Here is a 20,769-nt window from a genome sequence, read left to right on the forward strand (position 1 = left end):
CCTCTCCGGGGCGCGGCGCCCGCGCATCGAAGCGGGCGCCGCGTAGCCGGGGCGTGCGTCAGTCGACGGCCTTCACCATGTCCTCGATGACCTTCTTCGCATCGCCGAACACCATCATCGTCTTGTCCATGTAGAACAGGTCGTTGTCGAGGCCCGCGTAGCCGGCCGCCATCGAGCGCTTGTTGACGATCACCGTGCGCGCCTTGTACGCCTCGATGATCGGCATCCCCGCGATCGGCGATTTCGGATCGTTCTTCGCGGCCGGGTTCACCACGTCGTTCGCGCCGAGCACGAGCACCACGTCCACCTGGCCGAATTCGCCGTTGATGTCCTCCATCTCGTGCACGATCTCGTACGGCACTTCGGCTTCCGCGAGCAGCACGTTCATGTGCCCCGGCATCCGCCCGGCGACCGGGTGGATCGCGTACTTCACGTCGATGCCCTTCTCGACCAGCTTGTCGGTCAGCTCCTTCAGCGCGTGCTGCGCACGGGCGACGGCGAGCCCGTAACCCGGCACGATCACGACCGATTCCGCGTTGCCCAGCATGAACGCCGCGTCGTCGGCCGAACCCGACTTCACCGGCCGCTGCTCCTGCGCGCCCGCCGCGCCGCCGGCCGCCGCTTCGCCGCCGAACCCGCCGAGAATCACGTTGAAGAACGAGCGATTCATCGCGTGACACATGATGTACGACAGGATCGCGCCCGACGAGCCGACCAGCGAGCCGGCGATGATCAGCATCGCGTTGTTCAGCGAGAAGCCGATGCCGGCCGCCGCCCAGCCCGAGTACGAGTTCAGCATCGACACGACCACGGGCATGTCCGCGCCGCCGATCGGGATGATGATCAGCACGCCGAGCACGAACGCGATCGCCGTCATGATGATGAACGGCAGCCACGCCTGCGTGATGAAGAACAGGATGCCGAAGCCGAGCATCGCGATCGCGAGCATCAGGTTGATCAGGTGCTGGCCCGCGTACACGACCGGCGCGCCCTGGAACAGCCGGAACTTGTACTTGCCCGACAGCTTGCCGAACGCGATCACCGAACCGGAGAACGTGATCGCGCCGACGAACGTGCCGATGAACAGCTCGACGCGATTGCCGTACGGGATGAAGCTCGACGACACCGCGTCCTGCGGCACGAGCCCGAACGCCTCCGGCTCCGACACGACCGCATACGCGATGCACACGGCCGCGAGACCGATCAGCGAGTGCATCGCCGCGACGAGTTCCGGCATCTTCGTCATCTCGACGCGCGCGGCGACGAATGCCCCGACGCCCCCGCCGACGATCAACGCGCCGAGCACGAGCGCGAGGCCGAGCGGCAGGTTCGCGCCGAGCCATGCGGCCTGCTTGACGATCAGCGCGATCGTCGTGAGGATCGCGATGGCCATCCCGACCATCCCGAACAGGTTGCCGCGCCGCGCGCTCTTCGGATTCGACAGCCCCTTGAGCGCCTGGATGAAGCACACCGACGCGACGAGGTACAGCAGCGTAACGACGTTCATGCTCATCGCGCGCCCTCCTTGCCGCCCTCGATACGCTTGGGCTCCTTCTTGCGGAACATCTCGAGCATTCGCCTCGTCACGAGAAAGCCGCCGAACACGTTGACGGCCGCGAGCGCGACCGCGAGCGTGCCGAAGAACTTGCCGGTCGCGCCGACGGTGAGCGCCGCCGCGAGCATCGCGCCGACGATCACGATCGCCGAGATCGCGTTGGTCACGGCCATCAGCGGCGTATGCAGCGCCGGCGTGACGTTCCACACGACGTGGTAGCCGACGTACACCGCCAGCACGAAGATGATCACGTTGATCACCGTGTGATTGATGACTTCCATGGTCTCCTCCGTTATTTGCGCGTGACTTCACCGTCGCGGCACAGCAGCGTCGCGGCGACGATATCGTCGGTCAGGTCGATGTTCAGCGCGCCTTCCTTCGTGACGATCAGCTTCAGGAAGTCGAGCAGGTTGCGCGCATACAGCGCCGACGCGTCCGACGCGACCATCGAGGCCAGGTTCGTGTAGCCGGCGATCGTCACGCCGTTGTGCACGATCACCTGGTCGGCGACGGTCAGCGGGCAGTTGCCGCTCTTCCTGCCATCGAATTCCGGGCCGCGGCCGGCCGCGAGATCGACGAGCACCGAGCCCGGCTTCATCGATTGCGCCGTTTCGACCGAGATCAATGTCGGCGCCGGACGGCCCGGAATCAGCGCGGTGGTGATCACGATGTCGGCCTGCTTCGCACGCTCGTGCACGAGCGCGGCCTGGCGGCCGAGCCACGACGGCGGCATCGGGCGCGCATAGCCGCCGACACCCTGCGCAGCTTCGCGCTCTTCGTCGGTTTCGAACGGGACGTCGAGGAATTTCGCGCCGAGCGACTCGATCTGCTCCTTCACGGCCGGCCGCACGTCGGACGCCTCGATCACCGCGCCCAACCGCTTCGCGGTCGCGATCGCCTGCAGGCCAGCGACGCCCGCGCCGAGAATCAGCACGCGCGCCGCCTTCACGGTGCCCGCGGCCGTCATCAGCATCGGCATGAAGCGCGGATACAGCGACGCGGCCACCAGCACGGCCTTGTAGCCCGCGATGTTCGCCTGCGACGACAGCACGTCGAGACTCTGCGCGCGCGTCGTGCGCGGCGCGGCCTCGAGCGCGAAACCGGTCACGCCGGCCGCGGCGAGTTGCGCCGCCTGCTCGCCGTTGAACGGCTCGAGCATGCCGACCAGCACGGTGCCGCGCTTGAGCAACGGCAGTTCGGCGTCGGTGGGCGCCTGGACCTTCAGCACGAGCTCGGCAGCAAAAGCGGCCGACTGGTCGGTCAATTCGGCGCCGGCGGCCACATAGGCTTCGTCGGGATAGCTGGCGGCGCTGCCGGCCCCTTTCGCGATACTGACCCGATGGCCGGCCGCCGCGTATTTCTTCACGGTTTCCGGCGTCGCAGCCACACGCGCCTCGTTGGCCCGCGTTTCAGCAGGCACTCCAATATGCATCGTCAGTTCCTCCAGTCATTGTCAGTATTTCTTTTCTTGCGTTCTTTACTGCACAACGAGCCGGACAGGCTGACTTACCGGCTCACGAGCAACGGCTTTCACGCTGCACTTTAACCGAAAGCGATGGCCCCGCCAGCACTTTCCGCACGATCGTGCTCGAATGCGACATGCGCTTGGCCCATGCCGTCACGCATGCCGCGGCGGACGATGTGCGAGGGTCGGATCGTCTGACGGGCGGCCGGCGGCGAACGACCGGCAGCGTTCGGGCGCAACCGGTAAAATGCCGAACCATGAAACCCGAAATCTGGACCCCGCATGTAACGGTCGCCGCGCTCGTCGAGCGCGCCGGCCGCTTTCTCGTGATCGAGGAAGAAACCTCGACGGGCCTGCGCATCAATCAGCCCGCCGGTCATCTCGAAGCCGGCGAGACGCTCGCCGACGCCGTGATCCGCGAAACGCTCGAGGAAACCGCGCACCCGTTCACGCCCGACGCGCTCGTCGGCGTCTATCTCGCGCACTACGACCGCCCCGGCACCGCCGGCGCGACCTACCTGCGCTTCACGTTCTGCGGCACGGCCGGCGAACCGGTCGCGGGCCACGTGCTCGACGACGGCATCGTCCGCACGCTGTGGATGACGGCCGACGAGCTGCGCGCCTGCGGCGAGCGCCATCGTTCGCCCGCGGTGATGCGCTGCGTCGACGACTATCTCGCCGGGCGGCGCATTCCGCTCGATTTCGTGCATACGCATTCGGTCGCTCCGCGCCCCGAGGCATTCGAACGTCAGGCGGTCGGCAAATGAGCAAACGTCGCGTAGTGGTGGGCATGTCGGGCGGCGTCGATTCGTCGGTGACCGCGTGGCTGTTGAAGGAACAGGGCTACGACGTGGTCGGCCTGTTCATGAAGAACTGGGAAGACGACGACGACGGCGAGTACTGCTCGACGCGCCAGGACTGGATCGACGTCGTGTCGGTGGCCGACCTGATCGGCATCGACGTGGAAGCCGTCAACTTCGCCGCGGAATACAAGGACCGCGTGTTCGCCGAGTTCCTGCGCGAATACTCGGCCGGCCGCACGCCGAACCCGGACGTGCTGTGCAACGCCGAGATCAAGTTCAAGGCGTTCCTCGACCACGCGATGTCGCTCGACGCGGAAATGATCGCGACCGGCCACTATGCGCGCGTGCGCGAGCGCGACGGGCGTTTCGAACTGCTGAAGGCCTTCGATCATACGAAAGACCAGTCGTACTTCCTGCACCGGCTGAACCAGGCGCAACTGTCGAAGACGATGTTCCCGCTCGGCGAGATCCCGAAGACGAAGGTGCGCGAGATCGCCGCGCAGATCGGGCTGCCGAACGCGAAGAAGAAGGATTCGACCGGCATCTGCTTCATCGGCGAGCGGCCGTTCCGCGATTTCCTGAACCGCTATCTTCCGACCCAACCCGGCCCGATGAAGACGCCCGACGGCAAGGTGGTCGGCGAGCACATCGGCCTCGCGTTCTATACGTTCGGCCAGCGCAAGGGCATCGGCCTCGGCGGCAGCAAGAGCGGCAGCGGCGAACCGTGGTTCGTCGCCGCGAAGGACATCGCGTCGAACACGCTGTACGTCGTGCAGGGCCACGATCATCCGTGGCTGCTGTCGCGCGAGCTCGTCGCCGGCAACGTGAGCTGGGTCGCCGGCGAGCCGCCGGCGGACGGTTTCGCGTGCGGTGCGAAGACGCGCTATCGGCAAGCCGATGCGGCGTGCGCGTTCGGTCGGGCCGCGATAGGCGCCGCGGAAGCCGGCCCGGCGGGCGAAGCGCGCTTCTCGCTCGCGTTCGACGACGCGCAGTGGGCCGTCACGCCCGGCCAGTCGGCCGTGCTGTACGACGGCGAGATCTGCCTCGGCGGCGGCATCATCGAGTTCGCGGCCACCGGCCAGCTTGGTCGGGCTGCGGCGGCGGGCCACGCGCCGGCGCTCGCCGACGCACGCTGACATCCATTCGGTTTAGACTTGCGGCACGCCGCGCCCGGCGGAACACGATTCCGCCGCGGCCGGCGCGCCGCTTTCGCAGCGTACGCATGGCGGCATTTCAAGATTCTTACGGAGTCCCCCATGCTTTCAAGACGCTACCTCGCGATGTGGTGCGCTGTCCTCCTGCTCGTCGCGGCGGCTGCGCTCGCGTCGATCCACATCCTCTCCTGGCTCTGGCTCGCCATCCCCATCGCCCTCGTCGCGCTCGGCCTGTACGACCTGAACCAGGACCGCCACGCGATCCTGCGGAACTACCCGCTCTGGGGCCACTTCCGCTTCCTGTTCGAATTCATCCGACCTGAAATCCGCCAGTACTTCGTCGAGGACGACACCGACGAAAAACCGTTCTCGCGCGCACAGCGCAGCCTCGTCTACCAGCGCGCGAAGAACGTCGCCGACAACCGCCCGTACGGCACCGAGCTGAACGTGAAGGCCGTCGCGCACGAATGGATCAGCCATTCGCTCGCGCCGACGAAACTGCCGAACCACGATTTCCGCATCCGCGTCGGCGCGACGCGCGCGCAGCCGTACGACATTTCGATCTTCAACATCTCGGCGATGAGCTTCGGCTCGCTGTCCGCGAACGCGATCCGCTCGCTGAACCTCGGCGCGAAGAAAGGCGGGTTCGCGCACGACACCGGCGAAGGCTCGCTGTCGAAGTACCACCGCGAGAACGGCGGCGACATCATCTGGGAAATCGCGTCCGGCTACTTCGGCTGCCGCAACGACGACGGCACGTTCAACCCCGACAAGTTCGCGAAGCAGGCCGCCGATCCGCAGGTCAAGATGATCGAGGTGAAGCTGTCGCAGGGTGCGAAGCCCGGCCACGGCGGCGTGCTGCCGGCCGCGAAGATCACGCCGGAAATCGCCGAGACGCGCGGCGTGCCGATGGGCAAGGACTGCATCTCGCCCGCGACGCACTCGGAATTCTCGACGCCGCGCGGGCTGCTCGAATTCGTCGAGCGGCTGCGCACGCTGTCCGGCGGCAAGCCGACCGGCTTCAAGCTGTGCATCGGCCATCCTTGGGAATTCTTCGGGATCGCGAAAGCGATGCTCGAGACGGGCATCGTGCCCGACTTCATCGTCGTCGACGGCGCGGAAGGCGGCACGGGCGCGGCGCCGCTCGAATTCACCGATCACGTCGGCGTGCCGCTGCAGGAAGGGCTGCTGCTCGTGCACAACACGCTCGTCGGGATCGGCGTACGCGATCGCGTGAAGCTCGGCGCGAGCGGCAAGATCATCACCGCGTTCGACATCGCGCGTACGCTCGCGATCGGCGCGGACTGGGTCAACTCGGCGCGCGGCTTCATGTTCGCGGTGGGCTGCATCCAGGCGCAGCACTGCCACACCGACCGCTGCCCGACCGGCGTCGCGACGCAGGACCCGGTGCGCCAGCGCGCGCTCGTCGTGCCCGACAAGGCCGAGCGCGTATACAACTTCCACCGCAATACGCTGCATGCGCTGCAGGAACTCGTGCAGGCGGCCGGCCTCGCGCATCCGTCCGAGCTGCGCGCGCATCACATCGTGCAGCGGGTCGCGCCGCACGAGGTGCGGCTGATGTCGCAGTTGCTGAAATACCTGAAACCCGGTGCGCTGCTCGACGGCCAGACCTGCGGCTTCTCGCTGTACGACAAGTGGTGGCCGATCGCACGCAGCGATTCGTTCACGCTCGGCGAAGCCGTGTACGCGTCGATCGAATGACGCGCGCGTGCCGCGCCGCTGCGGCAGCGGCCCGCACCGCAAAAAGAAAAGCGCCCCGCGGGGCGCTTTTCTTTCGTCTGCCGCATGCGTGAAGACCGGGACGCGGCTCAGTTCTGCGGCAGCGTATCGGCGAACGACTGTCGCTGCAGCAGCTTCACGAAGTGCTTGTCGAGGTTCGGGTGGCGATCGCGCCAGTTGAGCTCGGGCATCCGGAAGTCGAGATAGCCGAGCGCGCAGCCGAGTGCGATGTCGGCGAGCGTGTAGTGATTGCCGACGCACCACGTCTTGCCGCCGAGACCCTGCGACATCGCGACGAGCGCGTCGTCGATCTTGCGTTGCTGGCGCGCGATCCAGCTCGCGCTGCGCTGCGCTTCGTCGCGCATCGTGTGTTCGAGACGGATCGCGACCGCTGCGTCGAGCACGCCGTCGCCCAGGGCCTCCCAGCAGCGCACTTCGACGCGCTCGCGGCCCGACGGCGGAATCAGCTTGCCGACCGGCGACAGCGTATCGACGTATTCGCAGATCACGCGGGAATCGAACACCGCGGCACCATCCTCCATCACGAGACACGGGACCTTGCCGAGCGGATTCGATGCATGAATGTTCGTCTCCGGCGCCCACACGTTCTCGAGCTCCAGCTTGTAGTCGATCTTCTTTTCAGCAAGCACGATCCGCGCCTTTCGGACGTACGGGCTGCTGAGCGAACCGATTAATTTCATCATCTGCCTTTTTAAGGGAACCGCCGAGAGTATACGTTGTCGCCGATCATAACCGGCCCGCGCGGCCGGGCAGAAAATCGCCGGTCCGGCCTGTGGATGGTTTGCAACAGCCGCCGCGCGGGCCTTGGCCGGCGCGGCTTCCGGGCCCACGCTCCCGCACCGCGTCGCGCGGCGCTACAATCGCACGATGAATGCGCCCCTCGATACCGCCATCGCCGTCGACGTCTACCGCCAGCGCCGTGAACGCGTGCTTGCCGCACTGCGTGCCGCGGGCGGCGGCGTCGCCATCGTCCCCACCGCGCCGGAAATGCTGCGCAACCGCGATACGGCCTACCCGTACCGGTTCGACAGCTACTTCCATTACCTGACGGGCTTCACCGAGCCGGATGCCGTGCTCGTGCTGAACGCGGCCGCGCCGCACGGCGCGCCGGAATCGATCCTGTTCTGCCGCGCCAAAAACGTCGACCGCGAGATCTGGGAAGGCTTTCACTACGGGCCCGACGCCGCGCGCGACGCGTTCGGCTTCGACGCGGCCTTCGCGGTCGACGTGATCGACACCGAACTGCCGCGCCTGCTCGCCGATGCGGGCACCGTGCACTACCGGTTCGGCGCATCGGCCGAGTTCGAGCGCCAGCTCGCCGGCTGGATCGACGCGGTGCGCGCGCAGGCACGCACCGGCGTCGCCGCGCCGGACGCGCTGCTCGACCTCACGCCGCTGCTCGACGACATGCGGCTCGTGAAGGACGAACACGAACTCGCGATCATGATGCGCGCCGCGCACATCTCCGCGCTCGCGCACCGCCGCGCGATGCAGGTGTGCCGCCCGGGCATCCACGAATACGAGCTCGAGGCCGAGCTGCTGTACCTGTTCCGCAAGCACGGCGCGCAGGCGCCCGCGTACGGTTCGATCGTCGCGGCCGGCGCGAATGCGTGCGTGCTGCACTACCCGGCCGGCAACGCGGCCGCGCAGGACGGCGACCTGATCCTGATCGATGCCGCGTGCGAACTCGACGGCTATGCGTCGGACATCACCCGCACGTTCCCGGCCAACGGCCGCTTCTCGCCCGCGCAGCGCACGCTGTACGACATCGTGCTCGCCGCGCAGCAGGCCGCGATCGACGCGACGCGCGCGGGCGTGCCGTTCGAGGCGCCGCACGACGCGGCCGTACGCGTGCTCGCGCAAGGGCTGCTCGACACCGGCATCATCCCGAAAACGCGCTTCTCGAGCGTCGACGACGTGATCGCCGAGCGCGCGTACACGCGCTTCTACATGCACCGCACGGGCCACTGGCTCGGGATGGACGTGCACGACTGCGGCGACTATCGCGAGCGGCTCGCCGAGCGCGACGCGAACGGCGCGCTGCCGTGGCGCACGCTGAAGCCCGGCATGACGCTGACCGTCGAGCCCGGCCTGTACGTGCGCGCGGCCGACGACGTGCCGTCCGAGTACTGGAACATCGGCATCCGCATCGAGGACGACGCGATCGTGCGCGAGCACGGCTGCGAGCTGATCACGCGCGGCGTGCCGGTCGCGGCCGACGAGATCGAGGCGCTGATGCGCGCGGACGCATGACCGGCCGCCGACCGTTCCCTCCGTTTCACGAATCAAGATGACGACCGCTTCCTCCCCGGCCACGCCGGATTACGACCTCGCCATCGTCGGCGCGGGCCCCGTCGGGCTCGCGCTCGCCGGCTGGCTCGCGCGCCGCAGCGCGACCCGGCATGCATCGATCGCGCTGATCGATGCGCGCGAACCGGCCGCGAGCGCGAACGACCCGCGCGCGATCGCCGTGTCGCACGGCAGCCGCGTGCTGCTCGACACGCTCGCGTGGCCCGCCGACGCCACGCCGATCGAACATATCCACGTGTCGCAGCGTGGCCATTTCGGCCGCACGCTGATCGAACGCGACGAACACGCGCTCGCCGCGCTCGGCTACGTCGTGCGCTACGGCTCGATCGTGCAGGCGCTCGCGGGCGCCGTGCGGGGCACGCGCGTCGACTGGCTCACGTCGACCACCGCGCGCGCACCGCAGCAGGACGCCGACGGCGTCACGCTGACGCTCGACGGCCCGCAGGGCGAGCGCACGCTGCGCGCGCGCATCGTCGTCAACGCCGAAGGCGGGTTGTTCCACGAACAGCAGGCCGACGTCGGCAAGCACCGGCGCGACTACGGACAGACCGCGCTCGTCGGCACGGTCACGGTCTCGGCGCCGCGCCCGCACGTCGCGTGGGAACGCTTCACGCACGAAGGCCCGCTCGCGCTGCTGCCGCTCGGCGGCCCGCGCCAGGCCGACTATTCGCTCGTGTGGTGCTGCACACCCGACGAGGCGGCGCGCCGCGCCGCGCTGCCCGACGATGCGTTCCTGCGCGAACTCGGCAACGCGTTCGGCGAACGCATGGGCGCGTTCGTCGCGATCGCCGGACGCGCATCGTTCCCGCTCGGCCTGAACGCCGCGCAGACGCTCGTCAGCGGCCGCGTCGCGATCGTCGGCAATGCCGCGCAGACGCTGCACCCGGTGGCGGGCCAGGGGCTCAACCTCGGGCTGCGCGATGCGCATACGCTCGTCGACACGCTGTCCACACAAGGCTTCGAAGCGACCGCGCTCGCGACCTTCAACGCGCGCCGCGCGCTCGACCGGCGCTTCACGATCGGCGCGACCGACACGCTCGCGCGGCTGTTTACGGTCGACTCGGGCCCGCTTCCGCTGCTGCGCGGCGCGGCGCTCACCGCGCTCGAATTCGTGCCGCCGCTCAAGAAGCTGATCGCGCGCCAGATGATGTTCGGCCAGCGCAACTGACGCGCGGCGCACCGCACAGCCTCTCCGGGCAAACCAGGCAAACCGGGTCAAATCGGCGGGGCATGGGAATACGGTAAAATGCCCGTTTTCCGTCTTCCCTTCCCCTGCCCGCCCGTGTCGCGGGCGGCGCCATTGCGATGCCCGTTATCGGCCCTCACGTATTGCGTAACAACCTGTTCGTCGCCCCGATGGCCGGGGTGACGGATCGTCCGTTCCGCCAGCTGTGCAAACGGCTGGGGGCCGGTTACGCCGTGTCCGAGATGGTCGCGTCCAACGCGCAGCTGTGGAAGAGCGCGAAGACGATGCGGCGCGCGAACCACGAAGGCGAAGTCGAGCCGATCGCGGTGCAGATCGCCGGCGCCGATCCGGCGATGATGGCCGAAGCGGCCCGCTACAACGTCGACAACGGCGCGCAGATCATCGACATCAACATGGGCTGCCCGGCGAAGAAGGTCTGCAACGTCGCGGCCGGCTCCGCGCTGCTGCAGAACGAGCCGCTCGTGCAGCGGATCGTCGAGGCCGTCGTCGCGGCCGTCGGCACGGGGCCCGACGCGGTGCCCGTCACGCTGAAGATCCGCACCGGCTGGGACCGCGAGCACAAGAACGCGATCACGGTCGCGCGCCTGGCCGAAGCGGCCGGCATCTCGATGCTCACCGTGCATGGCCGCACGCGCGCCGACCTGTACCGCGGCGACGCCGAGTACGACACCATCGCGGCCGTGAAGGCGGCCGTGCGGATTCCGGTCGTCGCGAACGGCGACATCACGTCGCCCGCCAAGGCGAAGGCCGTGCTCGACGCAACCGGCGCCGACGCGCTGATGATCGGTCGCGCCGCGCAAGGCCGGCCGTGGCTGTTCCGCGAAATCGATCATTTCCTGCAAACCGGCGAGCTGCTGCCCCCGCCGCGGATCGACGAGATCCAGCACGTGATGAACGAACACCTGGAAGACCACTACGCTTTCTATGGCGAATTCACCGGCGTCCGTACTGCGCGCAAGCACATCGGCTGGTACACTCGCGGCCTTTCCGGTGCCAACGGGTTCCGGCACCGAATGAACACGCTCGATTCCACCGCCGAGCAACTCGCCGCCGTCAATGCATTCTTCGACGCGCAAAAGGCGCTGTCGGACCACCTCGTCTACGTCGATGACGAAGAGGACAACGGCCAGGGCGAGTCGGACGACCATAACCAGTTAGCAGCATGAGCAAGCACAACATCGAACAATGTGTCCGCGAGAGCCTGGACGTGTATTTCCGGGATCTAGACGGCTCCAATCCGCACGACGTCTATGAAATGGTGATGTCCTGCGTCGAAAAGCCGATGCTCGAGGTCGTGCTCGTACAGGCCGGCGGCAACCAGTCGCTCGCCGCCGAGTACCTCGGCATCAATCGCAATACGCTGCGCAAGAAGCTGCAGCAGCACGGCCTGCTGTAGGCAGCCGTCCCGTCCCCGTTTCCCTGGCTATTGGTGGTTCCATCATGATCAAGCAAGCGCTCATTTCCGTTTCCGACAAGACCGGCATCGTCGACTTCGCGAAGTCGCTGTCCGACCTCGGCGTCAAGCTGCTGTCGACGGGCGGCACCGCGAAACTCCTCGCCGACGCCGGCCTGCCCGTGACCGAAGTGGCCGATTACACGGGCTTCCCGGAAATGCTCGATGGGCGCGTGAAGACGCTGCACCCGAAGGTGCACGGCGGCATCCTCGCCCGCCGCGACCTGCCCGAGCACATGCAGGCGCTGGAGCAGCACGGCATCCCGACGATCGACCTGCTGGTCGTGAACCTGTATCCGTTCGTCGCGACGATCGCGAAGGACGACTGCACGCTCGCCGACGCGATCGAGAACATCGACATCGGCGGCCCGACGATGCTGCGCTCGGCCGCGAAGAACCACCGCGACGTGACGGTCGTGGTCGACCCGGCCGACTATGCGGTCGTGCTCGACGAAATGAAGGCGAACGGCAACACGGTGGGCTACCCGACCAACTTCCGCCTCGCGACGAAGGTGTTCGCGCACACCGCGCAATACGACGGCGCGATCACGAACTACCTGACGAGCCTGACCGACGAACTGAAGCACGCATCGCGCAGCACGTACCCGGCCACGCTGAACCTGGCGTTCGACAAGGTGCAGGACCTGCGCTACGGCGAGAACCCGCACCAGAGCGCGGCGTTCTACCGCGACCTCGCGACGCCGGCCGGCGCGCTGGCGAACTACCGCCAGCTGCAGGGCAAGGAACTGTCGTACAACAACATCGCGGATTCGGACGCGGCGTGGGAATGCGTGAAGACGTTCGACGCGCCGGCCTGCGTGATCATCAAGCACGCGAACCCGTGCGGCGTCGCGGTCGGCAACGACTCGGCCGACGCGTATGCGAAGGCGTTCCAGACCGATCCGACCTCGGCATTCGGCGGCATCATCGCGTTCAACCGCGAAGTCGACGAAGCGGCCGCGCAGGCGGTGGCGAAGCAGTTCGTCGAAGTGCTGATCGCGCCGTCGTTCTCCGACGCCGCGAAGCAGGTGTTCGCCGCGAAGCAGAACGTGCGTCTGCTCGAGATCGCACTCGGCGACGGCCACAACGCATTCGACCTGAAGCGCGTGGGCGGCGGCCTGCTCGTGCAATCGCTCGATTCGAAGAACGTTCAGCCGAGCGAGCTGCGCGTCGTCACGAAGCGCCAGCCGACCGCGAAGGAAATGGACGACCTGCTGTTCGCCTGGCGCGTCGCGAAGTACGTGAAGTCGAACGCGATCGTGTTCTGCGGCAACGGCATGACGCTCGGCGTCGGCGCCGGCCAGATGAGCCGCGTCGATTCCGCACGCATCGCGAGCATCAAGGCGCAGAACGCGGGCCTCACGCTGGCGGGTTCGGCCGTCGCGTCGGATGCGTTCTTCCCGTTCCGCGACGGCCTCGACGTCGTCGTGGCGGCCGGCGCGACCTGCGTGATCCAGCCGGGCGGCTCGATGCGCGACGACGAAGTGATCGCGGCAGCCGACGAGCACGGCATCGCGATGATCCTGACGGGCGTGCGCCACTTCCGTCACTGATCGCGGCAGGCGGCCCGCGCGGCCGCTGCACGAGAACCCGGCGGCATCATCCCCGCCGGGTTTTTTATTGCGCGGCGCCTTTGTCGTGCACGGCCGTCCGGCCGGCACGGCGCGCCATTCGTTGTAGTATCGCTGCATCACGCCATTCTCCTCACTCATGCGAATTCTCGGCATCGACCCCGGCCTGCGCGTCACCGGCTTCGGCGTCATCGACGTCAGCGGCCACCGGCTCGCCTATGTCACGAGCGGCGTGATCCGCACGCCGACGGCCGACCTGGCCACCCGGCTCGGCACGATCTTCCAGGGCGTCTCGACGATCGTGCGCGAACACGCACCCGACCAGGCCGCGATCGAAAAGGTGTTCGTCAACGTGAACCCGCAGTCGACGCTGCTGCTCGGCCAGGCGCGCGGCGCCGCGATCTGCGGGCTCGTCGCAGGCGGGCTGCCGGTCGCCGAATACACTGCCCTGCAGCTCAAGCAGGCCGTGGTCGGCTACGGCCGCGCGACCAAGACGCAGATGCAGGACATGGTCACGCGGCTGCTCAACCTGTCCGGCCAGCCGGGCTCCGACGCCGCCGACGCGCTCGGCATGGCGATCTGCCACGCGCACGGCGGCAACACGCTCAGCACGCTGGGCGGCCTCGCGCCGGCGCTCGCGCAGAAAGGGCTGCGCGTGCGGCGCGGCCGGCTGGTCGGCTGACGCCGGCGCGCACCGCGGCCCGGCACGTCGGCTCGGCTGCGTGACCGCGTTGGCTGCTCGGCTGCGTTGACCACCTTCACCGTTTTCTCCACGCCCGACACACCCGCCACACGCGCCGCTTCGGCCTGACGGCCGCGCCCATCGGCATAGCGCCGCGCGTGCGCTACACTCGCGCTTTCTTCCTCGCATCCCGTCCTCCATGATCGGTCGCATCGCCGGCATCCTGCTCGAAAAGAATCCGCCTCATCTGCTCGTCGACTGCAACGGCGTCGGCTACGAAATCGACGTGCCGATGAGCACCTTCTACAACCTGCCGCAAACGGGCGAGCGCATCGTGCTGCTCACGCAGCAGATCGTCCGCGAGGACGCGCACCTGCTGTACGGCTTCCTGACGCCGCAGGAGCGCACGACCTTCCGCGAGCTGCTGAAGATCACCGGCATCGGCGCGCGCATGGCGCTCGCCGTGCTGTCCGGCATGAGCGTGCAGGAGCTCGCGCAGGCCGTGACGATGCAGGACGCCGCGCGCCTCACGCGCCTGCCCGGCATCGGCAAGAAGACGGCCGAGCGCCTGCTGCTCGAACTGAAGGGCAAGCTCGGCGCCGATCTCGGCGCGCTCGCTGGCGCCGCGTCGCCGTCCGACCACGCGACCGACATCCTCAACGCGCTGCTGGCGCTCGGCTACTCCGAGAAGGAAGGCCTTGCGGCGATCAAGAACGTGCCGGCCGGCACCGGCGTGTCCGAAGGCATCAAGCTCGCGCTGAAGGCGCTGTCGAAGGCGTAACGCGCGGTCGATCCGGCCGTCGAAGCCAGTGTCGCGCCGTCGCGCGGCCCTCGCCAGTCGGCCGTTCGGCCAGGTGGTCCGGGCTGCGTCGCGCGGTACAATGGCCGCATGATTGAAACCGACAAACTCGCCACCGAGCAGCGGATCATCGCCGCCACGCCCGCCTCGTCGCACGAGGAGGTGTTCGAACGTGCGCTGCGGCCGCGCCAGCTCGACGACTACGTCGGCCAGGAAAAGGTGCGCGGCCAGCTCGAGATCTTCATCGAAGCCGCGAAGCGCCGCTCCGAGCCGCTCGACCACGTGCTGCTGTTCGGGCCGCCGGGCCTCGGCAAGACGACGCTCGCCCACATCATCGCGCGCGAGATGGGCGTGAACCTGCGTCAGACGTCGGGCCCCGTGCTCGAACGCGCGGGCGATCTCGCGGCGCTGCTGACGAACCTCGAAGCGAACGACGTGCTGTTCATCGACGAGATCCACCGGCTGTCGCCGGTCGTCGAGGAAATCCTGTATCCGGCGCTCGAGGATTACCAGATCGACATCATGATCGGCGAAGGCCCGGCCGCGCGCAGCGTGAAGCTCGACCTGCAGCCGTTCACGCTGGTCGGCGCGACCACCCGCGCGGGGATGCTGACCAACCCGCTGCGCGATCGTTTCGGGATCGTCGCGCGCCTCGAGTTCTACGACGCCGAACAACTGTCGCGCATCGTGCGGCGCTCGGCGTCGCTGCTGAATGCGCACATCGATCCGAACGGCGCGCTGGAAATCGCGAAGCGCTCGCGCGGCACGCCGCGGATCGCGAACCGGCTGTTGCGCCGCGTGCGCGACTTCGCGGAAGTGAAGGCCGACGGCCAGATCACCGCGGCGGTCGCCGATGCCGCGCTCGCGATGCTCGACGTCGATCCGGTCGGCTTCGACCTGATGGACCGCAAGCTGCTCGAAGCGATCCTGTACAAGTTCGACGGCGGCCCGGTCGGCATCGACAACCTCGCGGCGGCGATCGGCGAGGAGCGCGACACGATCGAGGACGTGCTCGAACCGTACCTGATCCAGCAGGGCTTCCTGCAGCGCACGCCGCGCGGGCGCGTCGCGACGCTGCTCACGTATCGCCACTTCGGGCTGTCGGTGCCCGATGCCCGCCGCCCCGAACGCGACGAGTGGGATACTCCCGACGGGAAGTAATCCGTCGCCCGAGCCGCACCCGCCATGACAACGCCGCCCAGCCGCCACCCCACCGCACCCGCGCCGGGCCCGCGATGGGCCGAGCCGATCCGCAAGCGGCTCGTGGCCGGCATCACGCACCTGACGGCCGGCGGCGGCGGCCCGTCGATCGATCTCTCCTCGCCGCCTGGCGACCCGGGGCTGTTCGGCCCCGACGCCGTCTGCTGGCGCGTGCATGCCGATTTCACGTCGATGATGACGGGTGGCATCGCCGCGCTGCTGCTGCAGGCGCTCCACCCGCTCGCGCTCGCGGGCGTCTGGGATCATTCGTCGTTCCGCACCGACATCTTCGGCCGCTTGCGGCGCACCGCCACGTTCATCACGGGGACGACGTTCGGCAGCCGCGCGGACGCACTCGCGCTGATCGAGCGCGTGAAAGCGATCCATGCGCAAATCTCGGGCAGCGCGCCGGACGGCCGGCCGTACCGCGCCGACGATCCGGCGTTGCTGACCTGGGTGCATGTCGCGGAAGTGTCGAGCTTCCTCGCCGCGCATCTGCGTTACGTGAATCCGGCGCTGCCGGGCGAACTGCAGGACCGCTACTACGCGGAGACGGCGCTGATCGCCGAGCTGCTCGGCGCGCGCGAGGTGCCGCGTTCGCGCGCCGAGGTCGCGGCCTATCTCGCGCGCATGCTGCCCGAGCTCGAAGCCGGGCCACGTACGTTCGACGTGATGTCGATCCTGCTGAACGTGCCGGTCGCGAAGCCCGCGCTGCGGCCTGCCGCGTCGCTGGTGATGCATGCCGGCATCGACCTGCTGCCGCCATGGGCGCAGCGCATGCTCGGCGTGTCGGCGTTCGCTCCGTTGCGGCGTGCGCTGGTCCGGCCCGGCATACGCGCGGTCGCACCCGTGCTGCGCTGGGCGCTCGTGAACGGCGCGTCGAAGCGTGCGCGCCGCCGCGCGACGGCTACCCCGCCCGACGGCACCCCGCCCGCCTGACGATCCGCTTCCTCCGATCATTTCAATTTACTGTCAAAGACCTGTGACAAGCTGACGGGCTTGCACCCGCGCACGGTCGCACGTCCTGCTCGTCACCCATGCCCAGTGACCCGCGCGGTGTCCAGCCCATCCGACCGACGCCCGACACCCGATGCCCGCGATGCCACGCCTGCCGATCCGTTTCGCCCTTGCCGCCACCCTGTCCACCGTCCTGGCCCTCGCCGCGTGCGGAGGCGACGATATCGCCGCCGTCGCGCGCACGGACGCGCAACCGCCGTCCGGCGGCACGACGACGGCACCGGCTCCCACGCCGCCCGCGACCACCACGCCGCAACCGGGCAAGTGGAAAGCCGCCCGCGCCGGCGACCTGATCGACGTGACGCTCGGCGATCTCCATCCGACGCAGGGGGCGATCGGCTACGACCAGATCTACTACAAGCTCGGCCGCTACGAACTGCAGCCCGACAAGAAGTTCGACGACTTCTGCGCGGACGAAGGCCTCGGCGGCGTCGCATCGAGCGGCTACACGGCCCGATCGTCGCTGCGCGAACCGACCAGCTACACGTGCGCGACGACCGACGCGAACGCCCGCGACCGCTCGGTGCTGAACCCCGTCGTGATCGGCCCGAACGGCGATGCGCTGTACCTGACGGACGGCCACCACGGGCTGTCGACCTATTACGAGACGCCCGACGGCGGCCCGGCGCTGCATGTGCACGTCGTCGTCAAGGACAACCTCAGCGACTACTCGGGCGACGCGTTCTGGCAGCAGATGCAAAGCCGCGGCTACCTGCGCCTGAAGAACGGCGACGGCAAGCCGATCACGACCGCGCAGTTACCGACCAGCCTCGGCCTGAAACTCGGGATGACGAACGACCGCTACCGCTCGCTCGTCTATTTCACGCGCGACATCGGCTACAGCAAGCCCGCACAAGCGACCGACTACCTCGAGTTCTACTGGGCCGACTGGCTGCGCGCGCAGCCCGGCACGTTCGCGCTAGCAAACTACGACCTCACGCGCGGCGGCACGACCGATCCCGATCCGGCGAAGGCCGACACGGGCTACCTGAATGCGGTCTGGAATGCGTCGACGCGGATGGTCGCGGCCACGGACCCGGTGATCGACGGCAAGACGGGCGCCGACCTCGGACGCGCCGATGCGATCAACGGCGGGAAGAAATACAACAAGGGGGAATTCGACAAGCTGCGCCAGCCGATCACGGCCGACAAGCCCGGCAAGATCGCGTACGCGCTCGACTACAAGACGCGCCACGGGCTGCCGCAGTAAGCGTCACGCCAGAACGAAGGGAACCCCGGCCCGGCCATGCCATGCCGGACGGGCCCCGCGTGCTCAAAGCACCTTGCGGTACCCGTCGTCGTCGCTCGCGGCTTCGAGATGCGACACGTCGGCCCACTGCACGACCTGCGCGCGGCCATCGACGTAATCGACGACGTTGATGCTCGTGTTGAGCAGCTGATAGCTGCGCGGCGCCGACAGCTCGATCCCGTTCGCGAAGCGATACACGCAATCGAGCACACCGCCGTGCGCGACGCACGCGATCCGGCCGCCCGGATGCGCGGCGACGATCGGTTCGAGCGCATGCAGCACGCGGTGATAGAACTCGCGCTGCGACTCGCCGCCCTCCGGCGCGAAACCCGGATCGCGCGTCTGCCAGGCCGCATACGCGTCCGGAAACAGCGCCTCGATCTCCGTGCTGTCGTGCCCCTGGAATGCGCCGTACGAGCGTTCGCGCAACCCTTCGCGCAGCAGCAGCGGCAGCCCGAGCGCGTCGGCAAAGGGTTGGGCGGTCTGTTGCGCGCGCATCAGGTCGCTCGAATACACCGCGTCGAGCCGCGCGCCGTCTTGCGCGTCGCGCGCGAGCCGCGCCGCCAGCCGCTGCGCCTGTGCGAGCCCCGTGTCGGCCAGCGGGATGTCGATATGCCCCTGGATGCGCTTGATGCGGTTCCAGGCCGTCTCGCCATGGCGGATGAAAAGAATCTGCGTGGTGGCCATCGCGGCGCGTCTCCGGGGAAGAATCAGGGCCGCACTTGCAGCCAGAACGTCACGGGGCCGTCGTTGACGAGCGACACCTGCATGTCGGCGCCGAACTCGCCCGTCTCGACGATCGGGTGCCGCGCCCGCGCGGCCGCGACGAAATAGTCGAACAGCCGCGCGCCTTCGTCGGGCGGCGCGGCCGGCGTGAAGCTCGGACGCAGCCCGCTGTTGGTATCGGCCGCGAGCGTGAACTGCGACACGAGCAGCAGGCCGCCTGCGCGACCTTCGCCGTCGATGTTCGATACCGGCAGGTTCATCTTGCCGGCCGCGTCGCTGAACACGCGATAGCCGAGCAGCTTCGCGAGCAGTTTGTCGGCCGCGGCCTCGGTATCGCCGCGCTCCGCGCAGACCAGCGCGAGCAGGCCCGCGCCGATCTCGCCCGTCGTGCGGCCGCCGACGCGCACGTCGGCGCGTGTCACGCGCTGGATCAGCGCGATCATGCGGTCAGCGTGACGCGCGCGAAGCGGCGCTTGCCGACCTGCACGACGAATTCGCCAGCCTCGACCTTCAGGCCCTTGTCGGACACGGTCGCGCCGTCGATCTTCACGCCGCCCTGATCGATGTTGCGCAGCGCCTCGCTGGTCGACGGCACGAGGCCCGCCTGCTTCAGCAACTGACCGATCGCGAGCGGCGCGCCGGCCAGCGTGACCGACGGAATGTCTTCCGGCACGCCGCCCTTCGCGCGGTGGTTGAAGTCCTCGAGCGCGCGCTCGGCATCGGGCTGCGAGTGGAATCGCGCGACGATTTCCTGCGCGAGCAGCACCTTGAAGTCGCGCGGGTTGCGGCCGCCTTCGGCCTCGCGCTTGAAGCCGGCGATCTCGTCGAGGCTGCGGAACGACAGCAGCTCGAAGTAACGCCACATCAGCGTGTCCGAGATGCTCATCAGCTTGCCGAACATGTCGGTCGGCTTCTCGCTGATGCCGACGTAGTTGCCCTTCGACTTCGACATCTTCTCGACGCCGTCGAGGCCTTCGAGCAGCGGCATCGTGAGAATGCACTGCTGTTCCTGGCCGTACTGCTTCTGCAGTTCGCGGCCGACCAGCAGGTTGAACTTCTGGTCGGTGCCGCCGAGTTCGAGATCGGCGTTCAGCGCGACCGAATCGTAGCCCTGCATCAGCGGGTACAGGAATTCGTGGATCGAGATCGGCACGCCGCCCTGGAAGCGCTTCGTGAAATCCTCGCGCTCGAGGATCCGCGCGACCGTGTAGCGCGACGCGAGCTTGATCATCCCGTCCGCGCCGAGCGGCATCGACCATTCGCTGTTGTAGCGGATCTCGGTCTTGTCGCGATCGAGCACGAGCGCGGCCTGCTCGAAGTAGGTCTTCGCGTTCGATTCGATCTGCTCGCGCGTGAGCGGCGGACGCGTCGCATTGCGGCCCGACGGATCGCCGATCAGCGACGTGAAATCGCCGATCAGGAAGATCACCGTATGGCCGAGGTCCTGCAACTGGCGCATCTTGTTCAGCACGACCGTATGGCCGATGTGGATGTCCGGCGCGGTCGGATCGAGGCCGAGTTTGATACGCAACGGCGTGCCGGTGGCTGCGCTGCGCGCGAGCTTCTGCGCGAACTCTTCCTCGATCAGCAGCTCGTCGACGCCGCGCTTCGTGACGGCGAGCGCATGCCGGACTTCGTCGGTGATCGGGAAAACGGGCTTGGAACTGGGTTCGGTGCTCATCGGTGCCAGGAAGAATGTCGCAAAAACAGGGATTTTCCCATAACTTGCGCGCGCATCGCTTAACGACGCGTCACGTTGCGCGGATAATCGGGCGCAAGGCGCGCGGCACCGGCCCGCGCCGCACGATCCAGGAGAA

At 68.1% G+C, this 20,769-nt stretch carries 20 protein-coding genes; 13 read left to right on the forward strand and 7 right to left on the reverse strand.

The annotated features are described in order from the left end of the window. Window positions 1–58: 58 nt before the first annotated feature. From HWX14_RS07915 to HWX14_RS07925, 3 genes are read right to left on the reverse strand one after another with little or no spacing between them, the layout of a single operon-like run. On the reverse strand, window positions 59–1,513 hold the full coding sequence (locus HWX14_RS07915) for an NAD(P)(+) transhydrogenase (Re/Si-specific) subunit beta (protein WP_175882222.1): 1,455 nt from the start codon (window positions 1,511–1,513) through the stop codon (window positions 59–61). Further along, window positions 1,510–1,836, reverse strand: coding sequence for an NAD(P) transhydrogenase subunit alpha (locus HWX14_RS07920; protein WP_012327914.1), 327 nt, complete (start codon window positions 1,834–1,836; stop codon window positions 1,510–1,512). Before HWX14_RS07920 ends, HWX14_RS07915 begins: the two co-directional genes overlap by 4 nt. 11 nt (window positions 1,837–1,847) lie before the next feature. Beyond that, window positions 1,848–2,987: a Re/Si-specific NAD(P)(+) transhydrogenase subunit alpha gene (locus HWX14_RS07925; protein ID WP_175882223.1), complete on the reverse strand. Its 1,140-nt coding sequence runs from the start codon at window positions 2,985–2,987 to the stop codon at window positions 1,848–1,850. 290 nt (window positions 2,988–3,277) lie between these two features. On the opposite strand from HWX14_RS07925, the gene HWX14_RS07930 reads away from it, so the two are divergent. The 3 genes from HWX14_RS07930 (at window position 3,278) to HWX14_RS07940 (ending at window position 6,699) form a co-directional block, all read left to right on the forward strand. After that, entirely contained in the window at window positions 3,278–3,787 is a 510-nt protein-coding gene (locus HWX14_RS07930; RefSeq protein ID WP_175882224.1) for an NUDIX hydrolase, read from the forward strand. Beyond that, complete coding sequence (mnmA, locus tag HWX14_RS07935; protein ID WP_175882225.1) at window positions 3,784–4,959, forward strand: tRNA 2-thiouridine(34) synthase MnmA; 1,176 nt, start codon at window positions 3,784–3,786, stop codon at window positions 4,957–4,959. The genes HWX14_RS07930 and mnmA overlap by 4 nt, the downstream gene beginning before the upstream one ends. Window positions 4,960–5,079: 120 nt before the next feature. Next, on the forward strand, window positions 5,080–6,699 hold the full coding sequence (locus HWX14_RS07940) for an FMN-binding glutamate synthase family protein (RefSeq protein WP_175882226.1): 1,620 nt from the start codon (window positions 5,080–5,082) through the stop codon (window positions 6,697–6,699). A gap of 107 nt (window positions 6,700–6,806) precedes the next feature. Here the strand turns inward: HWX14_RS07940 and HWX14_RS07945 are convergent, their stop codons facing one another. Further along, window positions 6,807–7,418, reverse strand: a complete 612-nt coding sequence (locus HWX14_RS07945) for a glutathione S-transferase N-terminal domain-containing protein (protein WP_175882364.1) — start codon at window positions 7,416–7,418, stop codon at window positions 6,807–6,809. 187 nt (window positions 7,419–7,605) lie between these two features. Between HWX14_RS07945 and HWX14_RS07950 the strand changes: the two genes are divergently transcribed. The 10 genes from HWX14_RS07950 to HWX14_RS07995 all read left to right on the forward strand — a co-directional run bounded on the left by HWX14_RS07950 (window position 7,606) and on the right by HWX14_RS07995 (window position 18,187). Next, complete coding sequence (locus HWX14_RS07950; RefSeq protein ID WP_175882227.1) at window positions 7,606–8,991, forward strand: aminopeptidase P N-terminal domain-containing protein; 1,386 nt, start codon at window positions 7,606–7,608, stop codon at window positions 8,989–8,991. Window positions 8,992–9,028: 37 nt separating this feature from the next. After that, window positions 9,029–10,216, forward strand: a complete 1,188-nt coding sequence (locus HWX14_RS07955) for a UbiH/UbiF/VisC/COQ6 family ubiquinone biosynthesis hydroxylase (protein ID WP_175882228.1) — start codon at window positions 9,029–9,031, stop codon at window positions 10,214–10,216. Between the two features lie 137 nt (window positions 10,217–10,353). Beyond that, window positions 10,354–11,421, forward strand: a complete 1,068-nt coding sequence (dusB, locus tag HWX14_RS07960; RefSeq protein ID WP_175882229.1) for a tRNA dihydrouridine synthase DusB — start codon at window positions 10,354–10,356, stop codon at window positions 11,419–11,421. Then, entirely contained in the window at window positions 11,418–11,651 is a 234-nt protein-coding gene (locus HWX14_RS07965) for a Fis family transcriptional regulator (protein WP_006476892.1), read from the forward strand. The genes dusB and HWX14_RS07965 overlap by 4 nt, the downstream gene beginning before the upstream one ends. Window positions 11,652–11,695: 44 nt before the next feature. Beyond that, complete coding sequence (gene purH, locus HWX14_RS07970; RefSeq protein WP_175882230.1) at window positions 11,696–13,261, forward strand: bifunctional phosphoribosylaminoimidazolecarboxamide formyltransferase/IMP cyclohydrolase; 1,566 nt, start codon at window positions 11,696–11,698, stop codon at window positions 13,259–13,261. Window positions 13,262–13,418: 157 nt separating this feature from the next. Continuing rightward, window positions 13,419–13,961, forward strand: coding sequence for a crossover junction endodeoxyribonuclease RuvC (ruvC, locus tag HWX14_RS07975; protein WP_027813218.1), 543 nt, complete (start codon window positions 13,419–13,421; stop codon window positions 13,959–13,961). A 199-nt stretch (window positions 13,962–14,160) separates the two neighbouring features. Continuing rightward, complete coding sequence (ruvA, locus tag HWX14_RS07980; RefSeq protein ID WP_031402135.1) at window positions 14,161–14,742, forward strand: Holliday junction branch migration protein RuvA; 582 nt, start codon at window positions 14,161–14,163, stop codon at window positions 14,740–14,742. A gap of 108 nt (window positions 14,743–14,850) precedes the next feature. Further along, complete coding sequence (gene ruvB / locus HWX14_RS07985; RefSeq protein ID WP_175882231.1) at window positions 14,851–15,921, forward strand: Holliday junction branch migration DNA helicase RuvB; 1,071 nt, start codon at window positions 14,851–14,853, stop codon at window positions 15,919–15,921. A 24-nt stretch (window positions 15,922–15,945) separates the two neighbouring features. Further along, window positions 15,946–16,899, forward strand: a complete 954-nt coding sequence (locus HWX14_RS07990) for an oxygenase MpaB family protein (RefSeq protein ID WP_175882232.1) — start codon at window positions 15,946–15,948, stop codon at window positions 16,897–16,899. Between the two features lie 160 nt (window positions 16,900–17,059). Beyond that, on the forward strand, window positions 17,060–18,187 hold the full coding sequence (locus HWX14_RS07995) for a ParB/Srx family N-terminal domain-containing protein (RefSeq protein ID WP_175882233.1): 1,128 nt from the start codon (window positions 17,060–17,062) through the stop codon (window positions 18,185–18,187). Window positions 18,188–18,250: 63 nt separating this feature from the next. On the opposite strand, the gene HWX14_RS08000 is transcribed toward HWX14_RS07995, so the two are convergent. The 3 genes from HWX14_RS08000 to tyrS are packed head-to-tail and all read right to left on the reverse strand — an operon-like array spanning window position 18,251 to window position 20,633. Next, window positions 18,251–18,913: a histidine phosphatase family protein gene (locus HWX14_RS08000; protein ID WP_175882234.1), complete on the reverse strand. Its 663-nt coding sequence runs from the start codon at window positions 18,911–18,913 to the stop codon at window positions 18,251–18,253. A gap of 23 nt (window positions 18,914–18,936) precedes the next feature. Further along, window positions 18,937–19,395, reverse strand: a complete 459-nt coding sequence (dtd, locus tag HWX14_RS08005) for a D-aminoacyl-tRNA deacylase (protein ID WP_011544595.1) — start codon at window positions 19,393–19,395, stop codon at window positions 18,937–18,939. Then, on the reverse strand, window positions 19,392–20,633 hold the full coding sequence (tyrS, locus tag HWX14_RS08010) for a tyrosine--tRNA ligase (protein ID WP_175882235.1): 1,242 nt from the start codon (window positions 20,631–20,633) through the stop codon (window positions 19,392–19,394). Before tyrS ends, dtd begins: the two co-directional genes overlap by 4 nt. Window positions 20,634–20,769: the final 136 nt, after the last annotated feature.

This window comes from Burkholderia sp. BCC0044 (genome assembly GCF_902832955.1).
GTDB lineage: Bacteria > Pseudomonadota > Gammaproteobacteria > Burkholderiales > Burkholderiaceae > Burkholderia.